Annotated in this window: 20 protein-coding genes, 3 tRNA genes and 4 pseudogenes; 19 read left to right on the forward strand and 8 right to left on the reverse strand. The window is 34.7% G+C overall.

The genetic code is table 11. The features are described 5' to 3' along the window. Positions 1–80: 80 nt before the first annotated feature. Positions 81–2,561: a response regulator gene (locus ACICP1_RS05245; protein WP_395461240.1), complete on the reverse strand. Its 2,481-nt coding sequence runs from the start codon at positions 2,559–2,561 to the stop codon at positions 81–83. A 159-nt stretch (positions 2,562–2,720) separates the two neighbouring features. On the opposite strand from ACICP1_RS05245, the gene hemF reads away from it, so the two are divergent. The 8 genes from hemF to sucD all read left to right on the forward strand — a co-directional run bounded on the left by hemF (position 2,721) and on the right by sucD (position 8,306). Next, complete coding sequence (hemF, locus tag ACICP1_RS05250; protein WP_265014939.1) at positions 2,721–3,545, forward strand: oxygen-dependent coproporphyrinogen oxidase; 825 nt, start codon at positions 2,721–2,723, stop codon at positions 3,543–3,545. A gap of 82 nt (positions 3,546–3,627) precedes the next feature. Next, entirely contained in the window at positions 3,628–4,767 is a 1,140-nt protein-coding gene (locus ACICP1_RS05255) for a hypothetical protein (protein ID WP_395461241.1), read from the forward strand. Positions 4,768–4,835: 68 nt separating this feature from the next. Further along, positions 4,836–4,907, forward strand: a tRNA-Glu gene (locus tag ACICP1_RS05260). A gap of 32 nt (positions 4,908–4,939) precedes the next feature. Then, positions 4,940–5,635: a 16S rRNA (uracil(1498)-N(3))-methyltransferase gene (locus ACICP1_RS05265; RefSeq protein ID WP_395461242.1), complete on the forward strand. Its 696-nt coding sequence runs from the start codon at positions 4,940–4,942 to the stop codon at positions 5,633–5,635. A gap of 122 nt (positions 5,636–5,757) precedes the next feature. Next, positions 5,758–5,831: transfer RNA gene (locus ACICP1_RS05270), tRNA-Pro, on the forward strand. A 198-nt stretch (positions 5,832–6,029) separates the two neighbouring features. After that, positions 6,030–6,230 carry a 30S ribosomal protein S21 gene (gene rpsU / locus ACICP1_RS05275; protein ID WP_395461243.1) on the forward strand — a complete coding sequence of 67 codons (201 nt, stop codon included), beginning with the start codon at positions 6,030–6,032 and terminating at the stop codon, positions 6,228–6,230. Between the two features lie 30 nt (positions 6,231–6,260). Next, a complete protein-coding gene (gene sucC, locus ACICP1_RS05280) occupies positions 6,261–7,421 on the forward strand; it encodes an ADP-forming succinate--CoA ligase subunit beta (RefSeq protein ID WP_139686754.1) in 1,161 nt (386 codons plus the stop codon). Positions 7,422–7,424: 3 nt separating this feature from the next. Beyond that, the gene (gene sucD, locus ACICP1_RS05285) at positions 7,425–8,306 is read left to right on the forward strand and encodes a succinate--CoA ligase subunit alpha (RefSeq protein ID WP_064085491.1); all 882 of its coding nucleotides are present in this window, start codon (positions 7,425–7,427) and stop codon (positions 8,304–8,306) included. A gap of 6 nt (positions 8,307–8,312) precedes the next feature. On the opposite strand, the gene dapF is transcribed toward sucD, so the two are convergent. After that, complete coding sequence (gene dapF, locus ACICP1_RS05290) at positions 8,313–9,107, reverse strand: diaminopimelate epimerase (RefSeq protein WP_010403976.1); 795 nt, start codon at positions 9,105–9,107, stop codon at positions 8,313–8,315. Between the two features lie 72 nt (positions 9,108–9,179). On the opposite strand from dapF, the gene ACICP1_RS05295 reads away from it, so the two are divergent. From ACICP1_RS05295 to ACICP1_RS05305, 3 genes and pseudogenes are all read left to right on the forward strand, one after another. Continuing rightward, on the forward strand, positions 9,180–9,446 hold the full coding sequence (locus tag ACICP1_RS05295) for a hypothetical protein (protein WP_264377596.1): 267 nt from the start codon (positions 9,180–9,182) through the stop codon (positions 9,444–9,446). Between the two features lie 21 nt (positions 9,447–9,467). Continuing rightward, complete coding sequence (locus ACICP1_RS05300) at positions 9,468–9,887, forward strand: cellulase family glycosylhydrolase (protein WP_395461244.1); 420 nt, start codon at positions 9,468–9,470, stop codon at positions 9,885–9,887. A gap of 170 nt (positions 9,888–10,057) precedes the next feature. Continuing rightward, positions 10,058–10,938 (forward strand): annotated as a pseudogene (locus tag ACICP1_RS05305) (IS110 family transposase); the annotation flags it as partial. 28 nt (positions 10,939–10,966) lie between these two features. On the opposite strand, the pseudogene ACICP1_RS05310 reads toward ACICP1_RS05305, so the two are convergent. Together ACICP1_RS05310 and ACICP1_RS05315 are read right to left on the reverse strand one after the other, a co-directional pair. Continuing rightward, positions 10,967–11,777 (reverse strand): annotated as a pseudogene (locus ACICP1_RS05310) (IS630 family transposase). 116 nt (positions 11,778–11,893) lie between these two features. Beyond that, on the reverse strand, positions 11,894–12,484 hold the full coding sequence (locus tag ACICP1_RS05315; protein WP_010403959.1) for a nitroreductase family protein: 591 nt from the start codon (positions 12,482–12,484) through the stop codon (positions 11,894–11,896). A gap of 85 nt (positions 12,485–12,569) precedes the next feature. On the opposite strand from ACICP1_RS05315, the gene ACICP1_RS05320 reads away from it, so the two are divergent. The 6 genes from ACICP1_RS05320 to petA all read left to right on the forward strand — a co-directional run bounded on the left by ACICP1_RS05320 (position 12,570) and on the right by petA (position 18,012). Next, on the forward strand, positions 12,570–13,097 hold the full coding sequence (locus ACICP1_RS05320; protein WP_010403957.1) for a biotin transporter BioY: 528 nt from the start codon (positions 12,570–12,572) through the stop codon (positions 13,095–13,097). Beyond that, positions 13,094–13,492, forward strand: coding sequence for a DUF1284 domain-containing protein (locus ACICP1_RS05325; RefSeq protein ID WP_064085958.1), 399 nt, complete (start codon positions 13,094–13,096; stop codon positions 13,490–13,492). The genes ACICP1_RS05320 and ACICP1_RS05325 overlap by 4 nt, the downstream gene beginning before the upstream one ends. Positions 13,493–13,560: 68 nt before the next feature. After that, a complete protein-coding gene (locus ACICP1_RS05330; protein WP_265030591.1) occupies positions 13,561–14,427 on the forward strand; it encodes a tetratricopeptide repeat protein in 867 nt (288 codons plus the stop codon). Between the two features lie 64 nt (positions 14,428–14,491). Further along, positions 14,492–14,564, forward strand: a tRNA-Val gene (locus ACICP1_RS05335). Between the two features lie 51 nt (positions 14,565–14,615). Continuing rightward, positions 14,616–17,318: a DNA topoisomerase (ATP-hydrolyzing) subunit A gene (gyrA, locus tag ACICP1_RS05340; protein WP_395461245.1), complete on the forward strand. Its 2,703-nt coding sequence runs from the start codon at positions 14,616–14,618 to the stop codon at positions 17,316–17,318. 94 nt (positions 17,319–17,412) lie between these two features. Continuing rightward, a complete protein-coding gene (gene petA / locus ACICP1_RS05345; RefSeq protein ID WP_006014178.1) occupies positions 17,413–18,012 on the forward strand; it encodes a ubiquinol-cytochrome c reductase iron-sulfur subunit in 600 nt (199 codons plus the stop codon). A 327-nt stretch (positions 18,013–18,339) separates the two neighbouring features. Here petA and ACICP1_RS05350 read toward each other — a convergent pair. After that, a pseudogene (locus ACICP1_RS05350) lies at positions 18,340–19,150 on the reverse strand (IS630 family transposase). Positions 19,151–19,268: 118 nt separating this feature from the next. On the opposite strand from ACICP1_RS05350, the gene ACICP1_RS05355 reads away from it, so the two are divergent. After that, positions 19,269–19,397, forward strand: coding sequence for a hypothetical protein (locus ACICP1_RS05355; RefSeq protein WP_264686740.1), 129 nt, complete (start codon positions 19,269–19,271; stop codon positions 19,395–19,397). After that, on the forward strand, positions 19,372–19,491 hold the full coding sequence (locus ACICP1_RS05360) for a reverse transcriptase N-terminal domain-containing protein (RefSeq protein WP_395461312.1): 120 nt from the start codon (positions 19,372–19,374) through the stop codon (positions 19,489–19,491). Before ACICP1_RS05355 ends, ACICP1_RS05360 begins: the two co-directional genes overlap by 26 nt. 25 nt (positions 19,492–19,516) lie before the next feature. Here the strand turns inward: ACICP1_RS05360 and ACICP1_RS05365 are convergent. The 3 genes and pseudogenes from ACICP1_RS05365 to ACICP1_RS05375 all read right to left on the reverse strand — a co-directional run bounded on the left by ACICP1_RS05365 (position 19,517) and on the right by ACICP1_RS05375 (position 21,589). Continuing rightward, positions 19,517–20,337: pseudogene (locus tag ACICP1_RS05365) on the reverse strand (IS630 family transposase). Between the two features lie 87 nt (positions 20,338–20,424). Next, the gene (locus ACICP1_RS05370; protein WP_010403418.1) at positions 20,425–20,976 is read right to left on the reverse strand and encodes a 5-formyltetrahydrofolate cyclo-ligase; all 552 of its coding nucleotides are present in this window, start codon (positions 20,974–20,976) and stop codon (positions 20,425–20,427) included. Beyond that, entirely contained in the window at positions 20,960–21,589 is a 630-nt protein-coding gene (locus tag ACICP1_RS05375) for an oxidoreductase (protein WP_395461246.1), read from the reverse strand. The genes ACICP1_RS05370 and ACICP1_RS05375 overlap by 17 nt, the downstream gene beginning before the upstream one ends. Positions 21,590–21,593: the final 4 nt, after the last annotated feature.

Here is a 21,593-nt window from a genome sequence, read left to right on the forward strand (position 1 = left end):
TATCTTATGTATAAAATAACTCTATTGTATATATGCAAGAAATTTTTGCATTAGAAAAATTTTTTTGTTGCCAATCATGCTCAAAGTAAACTGCCTTTTTTTGTCTTGTGTAACACACTTTGAACCTTATTTCCTAACTCATTCAGAGTAAATGGTTTGGGTAAAAAATGGAAGTCTTCTATATTGATTTCATCGCTCTTTAAAAAAGCATCCTCTGCATACCCAGAAATAAAAATAACTTTGATGTTTGGCCTATGTATCAATGTTTCTTTAACTATTTCTGGACCACTCACCTCTGGCATGATTACATCAGTGATTATTAGATCTATGTGTTGATTTTTTTTTCTAATGATCTCTAGTGCCTCGCTGCCTATACTCGCTTCTATTACATTAAATCCTTTTCTTGTAAGAGCCTTAGCAGTAAATTCCCTTACTGAATCTTCATCTTCAATTAATAAAATTATACCATTACCTTTAATCTCTACCGGTTTCTCTATTTCTTGACTATCTTCCTCTTTATCATTTTCATCCGATATGTAAACTATGGGCAAAAATATGCTAAATTTAGTTCCATGATTCACTTTGCTAGCAACATAGATGTATCCTTCGGTTTGTTTAATAATGCCATATACAGTAGAGAGGCCAAGACCTGTACCAGAAGTAATATCTTTGGTAGAAAAAAATGGATCAAATGCCTTTTCAATTATATCACTCGTCATTCCACATCCAGTATCAATCACTTCAATCACAACATAATTCCCATGTTCAATCGTTTCCTTATCTGGAGAAAACATATCCTGAGGTGTAGAATTTAATGAATCAACCTTTTGATTAAAGGTTCGTATAGTTAACTCTCCCCCCTTTTCCATAGCAGCACCAGCATTAACTGCTAAGTTAAGCATCACTTGCTCTAATTGTCCTTGGTCAGCCCTAACAGCACCCAAATCGCTACCATAATAAATATTAAATTTTATATTTTCACCTATTAATCTTTTGATCATTTCATAAAGATTAGCTATCGTACCATTTACATTAATAATCTTTGGCTGCAAAGTCTGTCTTCTTGAAAAAGCAAGCAGTTGTCTTACCAAATTTGACCCACGTTTTGCATTTTGCTGTATCTGTATTATATCTCCAAAAGATGGATCGCTAGCTGAGTGCTGGAGTAAAAGCAAATCACAAAATCCTATTATTCCGGTTAATATATTATTGAAATCATGTGCAATACCACCTGCTAACTGCCCTATAGCTTGCACCTTTTGATAATGCTCAAGTTTTATCTCTAGTTTTTTACGTTCAGTATTATCAATAAAATAACAAAGTATGAACATCACTTTATTATGAAGAAACTTATTAAAATATATTTTCATGTTATTACCGCCATTGAGCTGCACATCAAAGGACGCATTATTTATCCTATTACTTGAAAAATATTCACGCACTTTCATATGATAACCATCTGATATCAATGCAAAGATAGAACCATTATTTGACCCCGCAAGTTTTACTAATGCTATATTTTTCTTTATAAAATTGCCATTTATGTCGCATTGTGCAATAGCAATTGACGAATTTGTAAAACAAGGGTGTAGTTGATAATCAACAATATTTGATTCAGTTGGTGTTATAAAGCCGTGTATATAGCTATGATTGTATTTATCACAAAATGTAGCAGTACTCATATAAGCCTTAAATGGAGCACCGCTTATAGTAAAAAACATAATTTCATTTTTGGTTATTGTATCGTCATACTTCGATTGAGATATAAAATCATTGATTGAGCTACCTTTTTCCAATTTTTTTAGTTCAAACATGTCTAAAAATCTTTTATTTACAGATAAGATACCTCCTTTTGTATTTGCAACGTAAGTTGCTATATTGTGTTTCTCTATCAACTCTTCATATACCTGCTCTTTGTTTACCTGTGTTGCCTTCAGTACAAAATACCCATTCGGTCTTGCTATTGGGGCTAATGATAAATTTAAAGTCTTATTGCTATTTATAGCAATTTGTGGATTATCCGGTATTGGTTCAGAGAGCAAAAGAAAGTTAGATATTCTACTCTTCTTGCTTAAGGAAATGCATACTTTTACAGAAGTGTTATTTCTTAACGCATGATAGAGTGATTTTCTGTCTTTTTCTGAAACATCTCCTGCTTCAAGAATTTTATCTAGCGTAACATCATCGTTTATGTGATCTTTAAACCTTTCATAGAACCTCGCATCAGCATAAATAATACCCTCATCTTTATGTAAAATGAGACAAAACTCTGTATTATGATTCAGCGCATTTGCAAATATTGCATTTTGAAACTCTATGATATTAAGTAGATACTTGTAACGTTTTATATTATATACCACAAAGAGAGTCATTAGAGTACTAATTAATAAATTAATCTCTATATTAACATGCTGACTATATACATTAGAAAAATAGAGTACTGATATTGCTATTGGAGGTAAGAACATAATGACTGCCATCACAATAATTGACATCCCATAATTTCTTAGTATGAAGTCAACTCTGTTCTCTTTTTTGTTATCTATGTATCTTTTACTCATTATTATTGCTTGGCATCCTTGCACATATAAAAATATTCTACTATATTGATTTAATTATTATAGATTTATTAACATCCTTGATGGGTAGTTACTATCCCAATCTAATTAAATCCTGTAAATATAGAGTACAATAATATTAATAAGCCAACAGAAGGCATTATGGAAAAACAAAAGACACAAGCATTTGAATGGTTCTGCGCACTGAGAAACAAGATCACCGAATCTTTCTTATCAATTGAGGTACAGTCATTCACAGAACCAAAAATCGAAAAAAGAAAGTGGAACCGACCAGGTGGAGGAAGTGGTGAATCTACAATTATCTTTGGTAATATTTTTGAAAAAGTTGGAGTAAACGTTTCAAGAGTATACGGAAAGCTCGCAGACTCAGCCATTAATGAAATTCCTGGTGCAAGTGAAAGCAATGGAGAGTTTTGGGCAAGCGGTATATCTTTAGTGTCTCACATGCAATCTCCCCTTATCCCTGCAGCACATATGAACACAAGGCTGATATATACCTCAAAACAATGGTTTGGTGGAGGAATGGACTTTACTCCAATTTATAAAGATGAGGTAGATTGCAAGTATATTCACGAATCAATTAAAGCAACTTGCGATGAGTTCAACATCGAATATTATCCGAAATTTAAAAAGCAATGTGATGATTACTTTTTTTTACAACATAGAAAAGAGCCACGTGGTATTGGTGGAATTTTTTATGACAATCTAACTTCTGGCAACTGGAAAAATGATTTTGAGTTCACAAAAGCAGTAGGTGAAGCCTTTTTAGAAATTTACTTACACATCATACACAAACATATGCAAAAATCTTGGACAAAAGAACAACGAGAAGAACAATTGATAAAACGTGGCAGATATGTGGAGTTCAATCTTCTTTATGATCGTGGTACAAGGTTTGGTTTAATGACTAATGGTAACCCCGATGCAATTATGATGTCGATGCCGCCTCTTGTCAAGTGGGTGTGAAAAGCGGTTATTAATATAAAATAAATCGTTATAGTTTAAAATTGTACCACAATGGTGAGCTTTTATATAGAGGGGTACAATCATGGGTATAGTAGATAGTTTTTTAATTAAATCCGCTAGAAATAGCAATATAAGAGGCGTGAGGCTAGCTTTAAGTCTTCATAATATAGTAAACAGCTTTGAAAAACTCTTTTCTAGAATTAATCCTTTTAGGAACAAGGGGTCATTTGACTTGAATAATGATCAAACTTTAAATCGAGCTTTAGAGTATGCAGTAACAAATCTTGATCATAATGTAATGACGTTACTTATTAGTGCTGGAGCAAATATTAATGAAATAAATAATAGTATAGGAAATGTAATCCTTCAATACAAAATAGCATCAGAAGCTATGCAGTACGGAGATAAGGACAGTCTCAAAGATCGTAAAGAAAAATGTTGTTTAGTGCTTGGTGAGCTAATAAAAAAAGAAAGAAAAGAAATATTGGAGATTTTGAAACAAACGGAAAGTTGTGACAAGCTTAAAGAGGAAGTAGAGCTAAAATTTAAGGCCAACTCACCTAAAAAACCTCCTAGAATTTTTGAGCATGATGATATTTTACTTTTAAAAGAGCCCATTTATGATGAGGTATATGACGCTAAGGTTAGTAACTCATTAGAAGAGTTGAGCGTATCGGAAGAATCCATTTATGCTGAAGTATATGATTTGCATAAAAGATCTACTGAAAATTTATCATTGAAAGATAGTGGTTATTCTAGTATATCAGGAGAACCTATTTATGAAGATGTAGATGATTTCTCAGAGCAAAAAAAGCCCACTAGCTTAAATCATAAAGAGCAACCAGAGCCTATTTATGCTAAAGTAGATTTATCGAAAAAGAGATCAGAAAGACAAGCAAAACATATAAAAGATAATTCTGGGACTTATCATGGATTAGTGAAGGATAAAGTGAATAATTTGCAAGTAAAACTAAATGAGCAAAGTGCTAATAAGCCAGCGAGTCAGCAAATCAAGACCAAGGCTGGCTTTAACGTAAAAGAAATAAGGCAAAATTTTGAGCGTAGAGATTCTGGATACGATTCTGGCTATGATTCAGATACAAAAGTTGAACAAAAATTAGATTTAGGATCTAAAGCTCCTAAATCTGAGATAGGTTCAGTAAGCATTGAACATGGGGTAATAGGAGGCTGTCGATATAAAATCACTGATATATCACTCTAACTGTGTGATTCAAAATAATTGAATTGACTTTATATGTATAATCGATATAACTCAGTTAGATTCAAGTCGACTCTTTCGTCTAGTGGTTAGGACACCACCCTTTCACGGTGGTAACACGGGTTCAAATCCCGTAAGAGTCACTCAAACAGAATGCAAATAACTAAAGTTTTGAATGAAAAAAATTAGGCTTTATGTTGAAGAAGCTTTATCACAAAATGTAAGTTTGGCGCTTCATCCACGACAAAGTCACTATATTTACAATGTAATGCGGCTTAAGAAGCATGATAACATCTATCTTTTTAATGGAAAGGATGGAGAATGGTTAGGAGAAGTAGTGAATATATCAAGTAAATCGACAAAAATTATAATAAAAGAACGCACTAAACAACAACAACATGAAAAAAATCTATATTTGTATTGTGCTCTGGTAAAAAGCGGCGCCTTAAGCAACATAGTAAGACAAGCAACTGAAATGGGAGTAACCTGCATTCAATTTATTTCAACAGAACGTACAGTAGTAAAAAACATTAACCTAAGTAGAGCGAAATTACAGGCAATTGAAGCTGCGGAACAATCCGGTAGGACAAGTATACCACAGATTTTTCTTCCTATTAATTTTTGTGAATTATCCGATTCCCAGAATAAAAATTTTGTTTTGTGTGATGAAACAGGTGAAGGACAACCTCCTAATAAAGTTCTAAAAGGCAAGAAAAACGTTGCTATTATTGTTGGCCCCGAAGGTGGTTTTTCATCTTGCGAACTTGATTTTGCCAATAAATTTTGTCAGAAACTGAGTCTAGGAAAAAGAATTTTGAGAGTTGATACTGCTGTAGTTGCTGCATTAACCTTCACCAATTGGTATAGCTAGATTTTTTAATATGGCTAGTGCAACTTGACACTCTATATAAAGAAATCTGCATTATATTTTTCCTAAAAGAAATAAATGAAACTTGCATTTTTCCGAACTATCGATACTCTTAGTAAAGAAGTCGGGGCGTAGCGCAGCCTGGTAGCGCATTTGGTTTGGGACCAAAGGGTCGGGAGTTCAAATCTCTCCGCCCCGAGATTAGAAAAATTACAAGAGCACTGTAACCTAAGAGCAATTTTTATCAGCAAGTAAATGATTGACAGCAGAATGAAGCTTTTTTCATATAAATCACTGCATATCATATTCTATCGCTCAAGTTTATAAAATAATTGACAATGTTAATTTTCTAATTTATAAATGGATTTTGAAGTGATTACCGAAGGAGGTATAGAGTTTGATTGAAGTATCAGTCCATTATGGTGATGTAGATAGAGCTCTTCCAGTGTTGAGAAAAATAATTCAAAAGGAAGGAAGAGGGCTCAAAATGAAAAAAAAATATCACGAAAAGAAATCAGAGAAAACAGCTAAAAAAAAAGCTGAAGCAAGGAAAAAGAGGTATCAGCAAGAATGCAGAAGACAGCATTATGGTTGGTAGTTTTTACTAAGGTTAATAATTAGTTATCTTATGAATATTCATGAATATCAAGCAAAGGAAATTTTACACAAGTTTAATGTCCCGGTACCAAAGGGTTTTGTTGCTACATCTGCAGAAGGAGTAGAAACTCAAATAAATCAACTAAAATCTGACGTGTTTGTGGTTAAAGCTCAGATTCATGCAGGTGGTAGGGGTAAGGCTGGTGGCGTAAAGCTAGCAAAGTCAACTAAAGAAGCTCAACAACTTGTAAAGGACATGCTTGGCATAACTTTAGTTACTCATCAAACAGGGCCTAGTGGACAGCAGGTAAGAAGAGTATACATTGAGGAAGGTTCAAGCATTAAAAAAGAGTACTATTTGAGTCTAGTAGTTGATCCAAAGCTCAGTAGGTTAGTATTTATATTTTCCTCAGAAGGTGGAATGGATATTGAAGAAGTGGCAAAAAATTCTCCTACAAAAATTGTGAAATTTGATATTGACCCTGCTACTGGTTTTACAAATCTTGATAACAGTAAACTTGCCAATAATTTTAATTTGAATTCAGAACAAATAGAAAGAATAACAAATATTGCAAAAAATATATATGATGCGTTTATTACAACTGATGCAAGCCAAATAGAAATTAACCCACTAGTTGAAACAAATTCCGGGGATTTTGTTGCACTTGATGCTAAAATTAATTTTGATGACAACGCTTTATATCGTCATCCAGAAATCGTGCAGCTTCGTGATTATGATGAAGAAGTTAAAGAAGAGATAGAAGCTTCAAAACATGGACTTAGTTACATCAAAATGGATGGCAATATTGGTTGCATGGTGAACGGTGCAGGTCTTGCTATGGCAACAATGGATATAATAAAGTACTATGGAGCAGAGCCTGCTAACTTTCTAGATGTTGGTGGTGGAGCAAGTAAGGAAACTGTCACTGAAGCATTTAAAATTATATTATCTGATAGTAATGTACAAGGAATTTTGGTTAATATATTTGGCGGTATAATGCGTTGTGATATCATTGCAAATGGAATAGTTGAAGCTGCAAAAGAAATAGATATTAAGGTCCCTTTAGTGGTTAGACTATCAGGCACTAACTTTAAAGAAGGAAAAAGAATTTTAGAAGAGTCAGGGCTAAATATTATTGCTGCAGACGAACTTGACGAGGCTGCACAGAAAATAGTACAAGAGGTGAAGTAGAGTATGTCTGTTTTAGTAAATAAAGATACAAGATTAATATGCCAGGGCTTTACTGGTGCACAAGGTACATTTCATTCAGAACAAGCAATTAGCTATGGAACCAAAATGGTTGGCGGTGTAACTCCTAGCAAGGGTGGAAGCACTCACCTTAATTTACCAGTTTTTAATACCGTAGCAGAAGCTAAAGAAAAAACTGATGTGAATGCTACTGTGATATATGTACCTGCTAAATTTGCAGCTGATGCAATACTTGAGGCAATAGATGCAGAGATAGAATTAATAGTTTGCATCACAGAGGGCATTCCTATACTTGACATGGTAAAGGTAAAGCACGCTCTCGCTGGTTCAAACAGTCGATTGATTGGCCCAAACTGTCCAGGGGTTATTACACCCGAAGAATGCAAAATAGGAATTATGCCAGGACATATTCACAGACGTGGACATATAGGAATTATGTCTCGTTCTGGAACTTTAACTTATGAAGCGGTAGCACAAACAACCGCTGTTGGTCTTGGTCAGTCAACATGTATAGGAATTGGAGGGGATCCTGTTCATGGTATGACGTTTGTTGACTGTATGGAGCTCTTTTTAAAAGATGACGATACTCATGGTATTGTAGTTATTGGTGAAATAGGTGGAAACGAAGAAGAGGATGTATCACATTTTGTGAAAACAGAAAAAACTAAAAAGCCAATCGTTGGTTTTGTAGCAGGTCAAACAGCACCTCCAGGAAGACGTATGGGGCACGCTGGGGCTATTATCTCCTCTAGTGGCGGAAGTGCTGGTGCAAAGTTAGAGGTTATGCGCAGTGCTGGGATTGCGATTGCAGAAACCCCTGCTGTGATTGGTAAAAAGGTGTTAGAAGTAATGAGTGTCAGTGCCTAGCCTAGGTCATAAAAACCCTATATCCCCAGTCATCAGTATATTTTTTGACCACTCAATCAGTAACTGACCTCCTGGTAAATGCACTGAAGTTTGTTTAGTAGCCAAACACTTACGAAGTATAGATGCAACAAATGCTGCACAAGCCGCACTACCACATGAAGCAGTAATACCTGTTCCTCTTTCCCAAACTCTTAAGTTTATTTCTCCAGATTTTTCTATTTGTGCAATACTAACATTTGTTTTCTGAGGAAATAATTCGTGATTTTCTAGCTTTGGTCCTAAATTCTGCAATGGTATTTCGCTTATGTTATCAACAAAAAAAACTATATGAGGGTTACCAATATTTACTGCAACTGGCTCTTTCAGCATTTCAAGCTCTATAGGTAGATAAAGGGGATCGCATTCACAAGAAAGAGGAATTTCATTCCATTTAAGCAGTGGTTTACCCATATTGACCTTTATTGATTTATCACCTACTTTAAAACATTCTAAGATACGATTATTTATCAGCTCAATAGTGATATATTCAGTACCTTTTTCTAACATTATCAAATATCCAACACAGCGTGCTGCGTTTCCACACATTTCAGCTCGACTACCGTCAGCATTGTAGATATGCATAAAGCAGTTTGCAGCATTAGACATTGTTATAATTATCACTTGATCACAACTGCCTTGATCAGCAATTTGTCTATAATTCCAGTCTAAATTATTTGCTGAACGTGAGTCTATGATAACAAAACTATTGCCAGTACCGTGCATCTTTACAAACGGGATCTTGTCTGTTAGGTTACTTACCATTATAGCAAAATTACATAAGTGAAAATTTTTCTTCTAATTACAGCTGTTTTCTATTCTATAGTTTTCTGTAATGTGAGTGCTAAGTCAATACCGGAGAACAGCAAAATGCTCTTTTGGCAAACTGGAGTTAGAAAGGGAGCAAATGTTTTCAATAGAAAAGTTGATAGTGACTTAATCAAATCAGCAAAGGAATACAAAATTGGTTTTATTCGTCTTGCTCCTGACAAATTTGAAACTACGCAACGTGACTTCCTCTTAGGCAATGCAGACAATTATCCGGGCCTGATTTCCAAAGATCTGAAAGTTCTGAAAGATGTTTTAGATGCTTTTCATCAATAAAAAATACCAGTAGTATTAACGATGCTTAGCTTACCTGGATCTAGATGGAAGCAAAATAATAACGATAAAGATGATTTACGTTTATGGTCAGATCAAGCTTTTCAAAAACAAGCAGCAAAATTTTGGCAAGATCTTGCAAGAGAACTTAAGGACCATCCTGCCATTGTTGGATATAATATCTTAAATGAACCACATCCAGAAAGGCTTTATAATACTAACAATTCTGCCATTCATAATGTAGAACAAAGTCGAATTCAGAAAGATTTATTTAGGTTTTATAGCAGCATGGTATATAGCATCCGCCGAATTGACCTAAAAACCCCTATCATACTGGACAGCGCCGGACAGATAAAACCTGTCAAACCAAAAAGAAACTTCCTAGCTGAGTGTATAGCAAATTTTATGTATAATTTTGTAGAGAAGAGCTTTTTGCAGTTATAGCCGAACTGTGCAATGGTGCCTTAAGTGCCCGTAGGACAGCGTGGCTTTGGAGGAACGGTCGAACCACTGATTGAGCCTTTTGGGCTACCTCGATTAGAAGAATGTATAACTCAACCGTCCCAAGCTTAAGCACTTCTCAATTATGGATTATTATATAATGGAGATTAAAAATGGCAAAGTTCAAAAGTAAATTAGAGATCTAATGCAGCAGGAATCGATGTTGGCTCGGCTGTACATTATGTATGTGTACCCGAAGGAAGCGATGAACAACGTATACAAAAATTTAGCTGCTTTACGTAAGATCTCTACAACATAGCAAAATGGTTGAAAAAATGTAAAGTTAATACAGTAGCCATGGAGTCAACAGGAGTGTACTGGATTCCTTTGTTTCAAGTACTTGAATCACACGGATTTGAAGTAAAACTGGTAAACGCAAAACATGTTAAAAATGTACCTGGGAGAAAATCAGATGTGCAAATGGATTCAACAACTACACAGTTACGGGTTACTCCAAGGGTCATTTAGGCCAGATGATCAAATGTGTGTATTGCGTAGTTATGTTCGGCAACGTAAAAATTTAATTGAAAATGCTTCTACACATACTTTGCGTATGCAAAAAGCGCTAACACAAATGAATATTCAACTACATAAAGTTATAAGCGATACAACTGGTGTAACTGGAATGCAAATTATTAAAGCAATAATAGATGGTGAGAATAATCCTGAAAAATTGGCTGAACTAAGAGATGGACGAATAAAAAGTGATAAATCTGTTATTGCAAAAGCATTAGCAGGAAACTATAGAAAAGAACACCTATTTACATTAAAGCAAGAATTTGAGCTATATAATATTTATCAGGAAAAAGTAGCAGAATGTGACAGGAGCATTTAAGAATATTATAAAACATTTGAGACAAAGTCTGATGAGAGTAAAAAGTTAGGTGAAGAGAAAAATAAGCACAGAAAAAGTAAACCAAACTTTGCTTTGCATGAAGAATTATATCGAGTAACTGGTATAGATTTTACCAAAATTCCTGGATTGGATATACTATAGCTCTTTTCATAATAGTCCGAAAAGCTTATAGAAAAGCGGAATCAACAGCATGACGAAAAGATGTGAATAGAGGACTAGCTCTGTTTTTTATAGCAAACCAATGATGCTCAATTTTGTTAAAATCGGGAGAATAAGGCGGTAGATATAAAATTTCTGCGCCAACTCCTTTAGCAAATCTTATTAGACTTATGAAAAGTAGCATTATCAAGGATAACAGTTTGTCCAGGTTTCAAAATCGGTGTCAGAAACTGCTCAAACCATTTATTAAAGATATCCATATTACAGTGGCCTTCAAATGTTAACGGAACAACTATTTTTCTGCCGTTTAAGGCTGCAATCATACTGATTCGTTGAATTTTTTTACCAGATTTTAGAGCATAAAACCTCTGTCCCTTCTGGCAATATCCATAACTCGGTGTCCAGACTCATCTATATAAACTAAGTTTTGAGGTTCTTTTGTTGCTATAATTTTCAAAAATTCAGCGCGTTTTTCTTCGTTTCTTTCTTTGTATCCATATGTCTTTTTTTGCGTGTGAGTCCAATTTTTTTAAGAGCTCGATGGATCGTTGGGATACTAACATTGCTCCAAAGCTTAGCCATTTCCGATACCACCATATTTTTTAGCAAATTCAGTAAATTTATTCCAGTCAGTAATTTTGTGATTATAACCTCCATTTCCAAGTTTTTTTGACTGAAAATCTCCTGTTTCTTTTCTTCTTTGCTGCCACTCCCATAACGTAGTTCTTCCAATTTTAAATCTTGCTGCCACCGTTTCACTGCTTTCTCCTTCTTCTAGTGCTTCCATTGCTTTTTTTATAACTATATGCTGCTGGCATCCTTACCTTCACTACTATAAAACCTTATTTTACCTCGTTTGGACTATTATGAAAAGAGCTATACTTACCAGATAATCCTATTTTTAAGGTATTGAGAGAGGGGTGGTCAAAGTAAGTTAACTAGTTTTTGGCCACTCATCATAAAAAAATATTTCTTCTATTGGTCTTCTTTTTTTCTTACTTGTTTCAGCGCCATCTTCTTCGTAACCAACCGCTATCACTGACATTACATTAAAATCATCGGATATGTTGAATTTTTCTACTATTTTATCTCTATCAAATCCACCCATTTGATGAGCCATTAAGTTCATAGCTGCAGCCTGTAGCATAAGTGCATAATTTGCTGCACCAGTATCGTGATTAGCCCAAAAATTTTCACCTTTGTCAGATTTACGGAAATTCTTAGCGCTTAGAGATATAATTAGTATTTGTGCATCTTTTGCCCACTTTTGATTAGATTCATCAAGGCAATTTAGCAGCTTTTCCCATGCGCTTTGATTGTTCTGTTTGTTGCATATTACGTATCTCCAGGGTTCATCACCAAAACATGAGGGAGTCAGCCTTACAGCTTCCATTAAAATATCCATGTCTTCCTGAGATATTGCTCTTGTAGGATCGTATGAACGTCCGCTGTGTCTTGCTTTCATCAACGATAATAGATCTTGTTTACTCATCATTTTTAATTTAATAGTGCATAAGTAATTCATTGTAGCACAATATGAGCAAAATTTAAATTGCAAAACCTCTCATACACATATATGACATTTAATAAGTTATTTTTATTGGGAAAGTATGTTTATAACACAATCTAGCAGCAGATCAACACTGGCTGAAATATTGTCTTGCGTTTTACTTTTATTCTTGATGGCTCAAATAAGCATACCATTGCAGCCTGTGCCTATCACATTGCAAACTTTAGGAGTAATGCTTATTGGGCTTAAATTTAACCGCAGAACAGCATTCTATTCTGTGCTTACATATCTATCACTTGGTGCAGCAGGATTGCCTGTTTTTGCGAATTTTTCTGGTGGTTATCACATTTTTCTCGGGCCAACAGGTGGATATTTGATTGGCTGTTTAGTTGCTGTTGTAGTAATGAGCAGAGTAAATGAATTACTGAACTCTAAATATAAATCATTTATGTGTAATTCTTTAAGTTGTCTGGCGGGTACAGTCGTAATCTTTATTTGTGGTATTAGTTGGCTTACTATTTACGTGGGTCTGAAACAAGCAATAATGGTAGGTGTTTTACCATTCATCCTTCCTGGTTTGGTAAAAATTTTTCTACTTGTAGCAGCTTTGCAGTATTTGAAAAAGTGATAAGGTTTCGTCCTCATCATTTTATGTGCACTCTTGCATTTCAAGGGTATGGATATTCTCAGAGCTTTGTAGAAAATTACAAAAAGATAGCAAGTAAAGTAATTAGTGATCCTAATACTAAAATCGAAGTAGTTGATAATCTTGACACTATTTGTAGTGTTTGCCCAAACCAGACTAAACAAGGTAAATGTACCACACAAGCTAAAGTTTTAGAGCTAGATAGAAGGCATATGGAAATTTTAGGAATAAAAATTGGCGAGATTTTGACCTGGAGTAAAGCAGTAAAAAGAATTAGAAAGAAAATGTCTTTAGAGAAATTTGACTACGCATGTGAGGAGTGTAATTGGCAACCATATGGAATCTGTAGAAGTGCTCTTTTAACTCATTCTAAATAGTATCTGCCAATTAATAATATCTTTATTATTATATTAGATAAGTAATTTAGCATTTATGAATTTGTAATGTGTTGCGTATAGTTCAAATAAATAAGATTTACTGGTTACGCGCTGCAGCCAATGCCACAACACTAGGATCTATGTTTGTCTGCATGTTAATTTGCGTTGTGATTTTATGGAGGTCTTCTGTTACCTATGCTAGTGAAAATTTGGAGATACAGAAGGTCTTTGATAGTGTTGTCAAGCATATAAAAGCTGATAAAAAATATAAAGATCTTGATGTTATCGAGAGAAAAAGTGACAAATTTAATATCAAAATTTCGCAGAATTCTGGCAAGAATTTTGACATATACTCTATTTTAAAAAAAGCAAAAGATTCCTTTGAGTTAGGAGATAGTGAAACAGCTACTTCTCTCCTCAATCAGATTATCGCAAAATTTCCTTATCATGAAAGTGCTTTAATTGGACTAGGGAATATCTATTACGCTAACAAAGAATTTAAAAAAGCTGTAGAGATTTACACAAGACTGTTAAAAGAATATCCTAGCAACCCTTATGTATTAAAGAATTTTCTGACGATAATCTCACAATATGATCCTAATTTAGCATTGAGTGAAATGTTGAAATTGTATGATACACTCAGAAATAGCGCCCCTTTATCAGCAAATTTAGGTTTGATCTATATGAAAAAAGGGGATTACGTAAAAGCTAAAGAATATATGAAAGCAGCAATTTCTTTAGATCAAAACAATATTTTTTATACCTATAATTTAGCTGTTATTCTAGATAAGCTCTCAGATTTTAAAAATGCCACAGCATGTTATTCAAAGTTGTTGAACATGTCAAAAAATGCAAGTGAAAGAATACCTTTATACAAGGTAGTAGCAAGGCTAAAATTTATACAACTCCATAGTGCGCACCCAGCGATTCCATAAGAGTTGCTTGTATCGCTATTTTTGTTTACAACAACAACATTGAACTATAGAATTATATCTAGAGGGGCAATTAGCTCAGCTGGTAGAGCATCTCGTTTACACCGAGGAGGTCGGCAGTTCAAGTCTGTCATTGCCCATTAGCCTAGTTGAATATTAATATTACAATTATTTCAATCAAAGTATAGAAAATGCAAGACAACATAGTACCAGTTTCAATAGTGAAAGAGCTAGAGGATTCTTATCTCTCCTACGCAATGAGTGTGATCATAAGTCGAGCTATACCTGATGTGCGAGATGGATTTAAACCTGTTCATAGGCGCATATTATACGCAATGTCGAGGGCTGGGTTCGATGCCGGTAAACCGTATAAAAAAGCAGCTCGTATAGTCGGGGATGTAATGGGAAAATATCACCCACATGGTGACATGGCTATCTATGACTCCTTGGTCAGGATGGCTCAAGATTTTTCTCTTCTTTTACCACTTATTGATGGGCAAGGTAACTTTGGTTCGATAGATGGAGATCCGCCAGCTTCAATGCGATATACAGAAGCAAGGCTCCACAGAGTGTCGCATTTTTTACTAAATGATATTGACGAAGATACAGTTGATTTTAGGCCAAACTATGATGGAAATGAAACAGAGCCTGTTGTACTGCCTGCAGAATTTCCGAATCTATTGGTAAATGGTGCAAGCGGTGTTGCAGTTGGTATGGCAACCAATATTCCTTCTCACAACCTTGGAGAAATAATAGATGCTTGTATGTTATATATAGATAATCCTGAAGTTACTTTGGATGAGTTACTTGAAGTGATGCCAGGACCGGATTTCCCAACTGGGGGAACGATTCTTGGAAAGTCTGGAATAAGATCAGCATTTGCAACGGGTCGTGGATCAATTGTTGTGCAAGGCAAGACTCACATGGAAGACCTGTCACAAGATAGGCAAGCAATAGTGATTGATGAAATACCTTACCAGATAAATAAAGTAAAATTAATTGAGAAGATAGGTGAGCTTGTAAAAGAAAAAAGAATTGATGGCATAACAGAAATTAGGGATGAATCTGATAAGTCTGGTATTAGGGTAGTAATTGACCTCAGAAGAAATGCTGAAGCAAGTTTTATACTTAATCAAATATTGGGACTAACTCCACTAAGAAGTAGTTTTAGTGTTAACACTTTAGTCCTCAACAACAACAGGCCTGCTTTGATGTCGTTGAAAGAAATTATAGCTGCTTTTATTGATTTTAGAAAAGAAGTATTAATCAGGAGAACAGAGTTTCGTCTAAGAAAAACGAGGGAAAAAGCTCATATATATATAGGGCTCTACATTGCGGTCTTGAGCATAGATGAAGTGATAAAAATCATCCGTGGTGCAAAAGATCCTGCGGAAGCAAGTAGAGAACTTTTAAATAAAGAATGGAAAACTTCAGCTGAGATAAACACAATTATTGGATTAATCTCAGACAGCACAAGCTTTTTGAAAGACGGAGTGTATAGATTAACTGAGCTGCAAACGAAAGCTATTCTTGACATGAAATTGCAACGTTTAACAGGCCTTGAAAAAGACAAATTAGAAGCTGAGCTAAGTTCAATGATCAACCTGATAAAAGAATATATCGCTTTTCTTGGCTCAGGAGAGAAGTTGATGAAAGAAATAAAAAACAATCTACAAGAAATAAAGAACAGATTTACTGTGCCGCGAAAAACTTCAATAGAGGAATCAGATACGGACATTGAAGCTGAAGATCTAATTCCACAAGAGGATATGGTGATAACCGTAACTATGAATGGTTATATCAAGCGTGTGAAGCTTTCTCATTATAGAACTCAGCGTCGTGGTGGAAAAGGAAAGCTAGGACAAGGATTAAAAGAAGAGGATGTAACCACAAAATTATTTGTTGGGAATACCCACACTAGCCTTTTATTCTTTTCTAATATTGGCCGAGTTTATAGATTAAAAGTTTATAAGTTACCTATTGCAGAGCCAACTGCACGTGGAAGAGCACTTGTTAATATATTCCCGCTTAGCGATGGTGAAACTATAACTAATATAATGCCATTACCAAGTGAAAATGACGAAAATCAAAACATAGTTTTTGCTACTGCTCATGGGAACATAAGGCGCAACTCTTTAGCAGATTTTCACTATATTCCAAGCAATGGAAAAATAGCAATCAAGCTCGATGAAGGAGATAAGTTAATATCAGTTAAAGTATGCAATGAAATTGATCATGTTTTTCTTTCAACAAGATTCGGCAAAAGTATCAGATTTGTTGTAAGTGATGTGCGTCAATTTAAAAGTCGCAATTCAGATGGCGTAAGAGGTATCAAACTTGCAAAGAATGACAGCGTGATATCTATGACCATATTAAATGGGATAGGTGTAGCAACAGAAACAAAAGAACTTTACTTAAAAGTTCCACTTGCAAAAAGACTGGGGGCTGCAATTAATAACTCCATTGATTCTAAATTGGAAAAGACTTTGAATGATTTAGGAATAGATAACAAACTGTTCTTAAAACTTGCAATGAATGAGGAGTTCATATTAACTATTACTGAAAATGGCTTTGGTAAAAGAACTTCTGCGTACGAGTATAGGGTAACAAATAGAGGTGGTGTTGGTATTACAAATATCCTTACTACCGACAGAAACGGTAATGTTGTTGCTAGCTTTCCAGTTGAACAGGGTGATAATATCATGCTTATTACAGATAAAGGAAAGTTAATTCGTATTTCAGTAAATGATATCAGAATTGCAGGACGTAGCACTCAAGGAGTCACTCTGTTTAAAACAGAGAGTAGAGAAAAGGTGGTGTCAGTAGCGAAAATTGAGGATCCCGATTCCACTGAAGATAGTATTTCCGAAATTGACAACTCTGCTTCTTCTTAACTGTATAGCAAAGGTTAAACAAATAGTGCAAATTTCTATTGATTAATCTATAATATTTAAATTAAAATATATGTCTATGTTCAAGTAGAGATTGATGGATAAGAAGTTAACTAAAAATAAAAAATCATTGACGAATGAGAAGAATAAAAAAACATCTCTTGTTAAAGATTTTGCCAAAAATAAGAGTAGAAGAGATTTTATCACATTAACTACGTGTGCCATGGCAGGTATAGGAGCTGCAAGCGGTCTTTGGCCATTGGTTAAGTCTATGAATCCTTCTGCTGAGGTTTTAGCGATGTCTACGGTTGAGGTTAATCTATCTGATATTCAAGAAGGACAAGGAAAAAAGGTAAAATGGCAAGGTAAGCCAGTATTTATCCGCAAGCGCACAAAACAAGAGATTGAGGCTGCAAGAGCCATAAATGCAGAAAATTTGAGAGATCCTGAATCAGATGAAAAAAGAGTATATAAAGGAAAAGATGAATGGTTAATTATGATTGGAATATGCACCCATCTTGGATGTGTACCAGTTGATCACGCTACAAAAGACGGCAACGGTTGGTTCTGCCCTTGTCACGGTTCATATTATGACACATCAGGCCGAGTAATTGGCGGTCCTGCACCAAAGAACATGGCTATACCTGACTACTTTTTTCCAAGTGAAAATATTGTAGTAATTGGCAAGAAGGCTTAACGGATTTTCATAATTAAAGTAATAAAAGTATATTGCATTTCAAGAAGCACACTGACTTCATAGGCAAAGCTCTTGAAGTCTATCAAGCTAATTTTATACTATGCACATATTCGGGTGATAATTAAGAAACTTGCCTGCCAAATTTTCAGAGTTGACAGCTAAATTTAAAACTTGTTCCTTTGCGTCAGAAAAATTCTGACTAACTTGCTTAAAGTTATTTTCTAACTCTTCGAGGATGGAGCTGAAATTAAAAAAACTTTTCTGCATTTTATCAAGATTTTGAGTTATATAGCTTAATATAGCTCTTTTCATAATAGTCCGAAAAGCTTATAGAAAAGCGGAATCAACAGCATGACGAAAAGATGTGAATAGAGGACTAGCTCTGTTTTTTATAGCAAACCAATGATGCTCAATTTTGTTAAAATCGGGAGAATAAGGCGGTAGATATAAAATTTCTGCGCCAACTCCTTTAGCAAATCTTATTAGACTTATGAAAAGTAGCATTATCAAGGATAACAGTTTGTCCAGGTTTCAAAATCGGTGTCAGAAACTGCTCAAACCATTTATTAAAGATATCCATATTACAGTGGCCTTCAAATGTTAACGGAACAACTATTTTTCTGCCGTTTAAGGCTGCAATCATACTGATTCGTTGAATTTTTTTACCAGATTTTAGAGCATAAAACCTCTGTCCCTTCTGGCAATATCCATAACTCGGTGTCCAGACTCATCTATATAAACTAAGTTTTGAGGTTCTTTTGTTGCTATAATTTTCAAAAATTCAGCGCGTTTTTCTTCGTTTCTTTCTTTGTATCCATATATCTTTTTTTGCGTGTGAGTCCAATTTTTTTAAGAGCTCGATGGATCGTTGGGATACTAACATTGCTCCAAAGCTTAGCCATTTCCGATACCACCATATTTTTTAGCAAATTCAGTAAATTTATTCCAGTCAGTAATTTTGTGATTATAACCTCCATTTCCAAGTTTTTTTGACTGAAAATCTCCTGTTTCTTTTCTTCTTTGCTGCCACTCCCATAACGTAGTTCTTCCAATTTTAAATCTTGCTGCCACCGTTTCACTGCTTTCTCCTTCTTCTAGTGCTTCCATTGCTTTTTTTATAACTATATGCTGCTGGCATCCTTACCTTCACTACTATAAAACCTTATTTTACCTCGTTTGGACTATTATGAAAAGAGCTATAACTAAGAAGGTGGCCCACTAAATGCTTCTATGTGGAGGGATTGTTTAAGAAGCTAATGCCTAAAGTAATATTTGGGATATGCAGACGTAAACACTGTAATTTGGAAGGTAAAGTTGTGAATAGTAGTGAATATGTTATGAGCCAACAAAATGTTAAGTATGAATGGAATTTGGCGCAAGCTTGAGAAATCTTCATTTAAGCTACAAAAACGAATTTACCGAGCTTCACAATGTAATGATATCAAGAAGATGCATAATCTTCAGAGGTTATTACTATAGCCCTTCCCATAATAGTCCAAAAAGGTCATAAGAAAGAAGAATCAACAGCATGACGAAAAGATGTGAATAGAGGGATGTTTTTCCTAGCTCTGTTTTTTATAGCAAACCAATAATGTTCAATTTTGTTAAAATCTGGAGAATATGGAGGAAGATATAAAATTTCTGCACCAACTCCTTTAGCAAATCTTATTAGACTTATGAAAAGTAGCATTATCAAGGATAACAGTTTGTCCAGGTTCCAAAATCGGTGTCAGAAACTGCTCAAACCATTTATTAAAGATATCCATATTGCAGTGGCCTTTAAAGGTTAACGGAGCAATTATTTTTCTTCCACTTAAGGCTGCAACCATGCTAATTCGTTGAGTTTTCTTCCCAGATTTTAGGGCATAAAACCGCTGTCCTTTCTGGCAATAACCATAGGTTCAGTGTCCAGACTCATCTATATACACTAATTCTTTAGGTTCTTTTGTTGCTATAACCTTTGAAAATTGAGCTCGCTTTTCTTCATTTCTTTCTTTATATCCGTAGGTCTTTTTTTTCTTGTGAATCCTATATTTTTAAGTGCTCGATGAATTGTTTGTCTACTAATATTGCCCCAGCATCTCTGACTGAGTTTTGCCACCTTGCTCATTTGCAAATTCGGCAAATGCATTCCAGTCGGTAATTTTATGCCACGCTTCCAGGCTTTTTTGACTGAAAATCTCCCGTTTTCTCACGTCTTTTCTTCCACTCATATAAAGTTGTTTTTCCGATCTTAAATCTCTTGGCAACAGTTTCTCCACTCTCTCCTTCATCCAATGCTTCCATTACCTTTTTTCTTAAGTCATAACTATTTGCTACTGGCATCCTTACCTTCCACTACTATCAATCCATATCTTACTCTTTTTGGACTATTATGAGAAGGGCTATACTATCAGAAAGAGGGAGACTATGCTACTCCTTTCTATCCACTTTTTTGAGCAATCCACTTCTACATCTAACACACATCTCAGTGATTATAATATCCAATTTTTGATCATGTTTTTCTACAGGTAAATTTTTACAATATTGCTTCTCATAGGCTACACCTATAAATATTTTTCCAAGTGGCCGTAATTTTTTTATCATTTCATCATACCAACCACCGCCAAAACCTAACCTATTAAAATGATCATCAAAAGCAACAATAGGGGTAATGATTGTGTCGGGAATTATATCTTCATCTGCTTTATTCCATTCCTCAAATTTTAATAACTTATTTTTATTAGGAATTGCTACTTTATATCCTAAATCGAGTAAATGATGCATCAAAGGCACAACATTAATTTCTCCGTCTGTTGGAATGTACGCTGCTATTGTTTTACCTTTAACGCAACTTAAGTTTTTGTTAAAGAGATTAATAAGAGAATTTGCTGCATAACTAGAATAACTTTCATCAACATCTTTTCTTATGGTTCTATATTGCTTCCTTAGTTCCTCTTTGTGCTGTTTAGTGTCTTTGAACATGTTCTATCCATTTTGCAGTGAGCTTTTCTTGTAAACTATTTTGCTTCAAGCGCTCACTTAAAAAATCAAAGTCAACAAGCTCCATATCCTGGTCTTGATTACTGCAACTATAAACAAAACTTATTTCTCCTGTTTCCTTATTTATGTGTTGCTGAATACATTGAGCGCAGATTTCTTTCATCATGCACTGCATAGGAGAGTTAACTGATGATATTGCTATGTGTTTTGGTTTTAGATATGGCTTTAAAATTGTTTTTCTAGCTTCATTTATAGCTTTCATCATTTTATCAGAACCAATAGTGATGATTTTATCTATAGTGTTTAAACTAATAGTAATTTTACCTAACTTTCCTTGCTGATATGAGATTATTGCATCAACTATATTACCATGAAAGGATTTATCCTGATCTCTACTTGTTTCTATCAATCCTTCTTCACATGCCCAAATTACTGCACTTGATGCACGTTCTATCAGTGCTCGTTTAAATACATCACTTAATTTTTTATAGCCAGCGAAATATAAAACCTTATGATTGTTTTCAAGACATGCCTTCCCTATCGAAAATAACACTGCATTTCCAACTCCACCGCCAATGAGCATTATATTCTTCATAAAC

Origin of the sequence: Wolbachia endosymbiont (group B) of Ablattaria laevigata, from assembly GCF_964277395.1 — a bacterium.
Classification (GTDB): domain Bacteria; phylum Pseudomonadota; class Alphaproteobacteria; order Rickettsiales; family Anaplasmataceae; genus Wolbachia.

Excerpts from the sequence above, each read along its gene's own strand:
- ACICP1_RS05245 (WP_395461240.1), bottom strand. The coding sequence starts at position 2,561 with ATGAGTAAAAGATACATAGATAACAAAAAAGAGAACAGAGTTGACTTC.
- hemF (WP_265014939.1), top strand. The coding sequence starts at position 2,721 with ATGGAAAAACAAAAGACACAAGCATTTGAATGGTTCTGCGCACTGAGA.
- ACICP1_RS05255 (WP_395461241.1), top strand. The coding sequence starts at position 3,628 with ATGGGTATAGTAGATAGTTTTTTAATTAAATCCGCTAGAAATAGCAAT.
- ACICP1_RS05265 (WP_395461242.1), top strand. The coding sequence starts at position 4,940 with ATGAAAAAAATTAGGCTTTATGTTGAAGAAGCTTTATCACAAAATGTA.
- sucC (WP_139686754.1), top strand. The coding sequence starts at position 6,261 with ATGAATATTCATGAATATCAAGCAAAGGAAATTTTACACAAGTTTAAT.
- sucD (WP_064085491.1), top strand. The coding sequence starts at position 7,425 with ATGTCTGTTTTAGTAAATAAAGATACAAGATTAATATGCCAGGGCTTT.
- dapF (WP_010403976.1), bottom strand. The coding sequence starts at position 9,107 with ATGGTAAGTAACCTAACAGACAAGATCCCGTTTGTAAAGATGCACGGT.
- ACICP1_RS05300 (WP_395461244.1), top strand. The coding sequence starts at position 9,468 with ATGCTTAGCTTACCTGGATCTAGATGGAAGCAAAATAATAACGATAAA.
- ACICP1_RS05315 (WP_010403959.1), bottom strand. The coding sequence starts at position 12,484 with ATGAATTACTTATGCACTATTAAATTAAAAATGATGAGTAAACAAGAT.
- ACICP1_RS05320 (WP_010403957.1), top strand. The coding sequence starts at position 12,570 with ATGTTTATAACACAATCTAGCAGCAGATCAACACTGGCTGAAATATTG.
- gyrA (WP_395461245.1), top strand. The coding sequence starts at position 14,616 with ATGCAAGACAACATAGTACCAGTTTCAATAGTGAAAGAGCTAGAGGAT.
- petA (WP_006014178.1), top strand. The coding sequence starts at position 17,413 with ATGGATAAGAAGTTAACTAAAAATAAAAAATCATTGACGAATGAGAAG.
- ACICP1_RS05355 (WP_264686740.1), top strand. The coding sequence starts at position 19,269 with ATGCCTAAAGTAATATTTGGGATATGCAGACGTAAACACTGTAATTTG.
- ACICP1_RS05360 (WP_395461312.1), top strand. The coding sequence starts at position 19,372 with ATGAATGGAATTTGGCGCAAGCTTGAGAAATCTTCATTTAAGCTACAA.
- ACICP1_RS05370 (WP_010403418.1), bottom strand. The coding sequence starts at position 20,976 with ATGTTCAAAGACACTAAACAGCACAAAGAGGAACTAAGGAAGCAATAT.
- ACICP1_RS05375 (WP_395461246.1), bottom strand. The coding sequence starts at position 21,589 with ATGAAGAATATAATGCTCATTGGCGGTGGAGTTGGAAATGCAGTGTTA.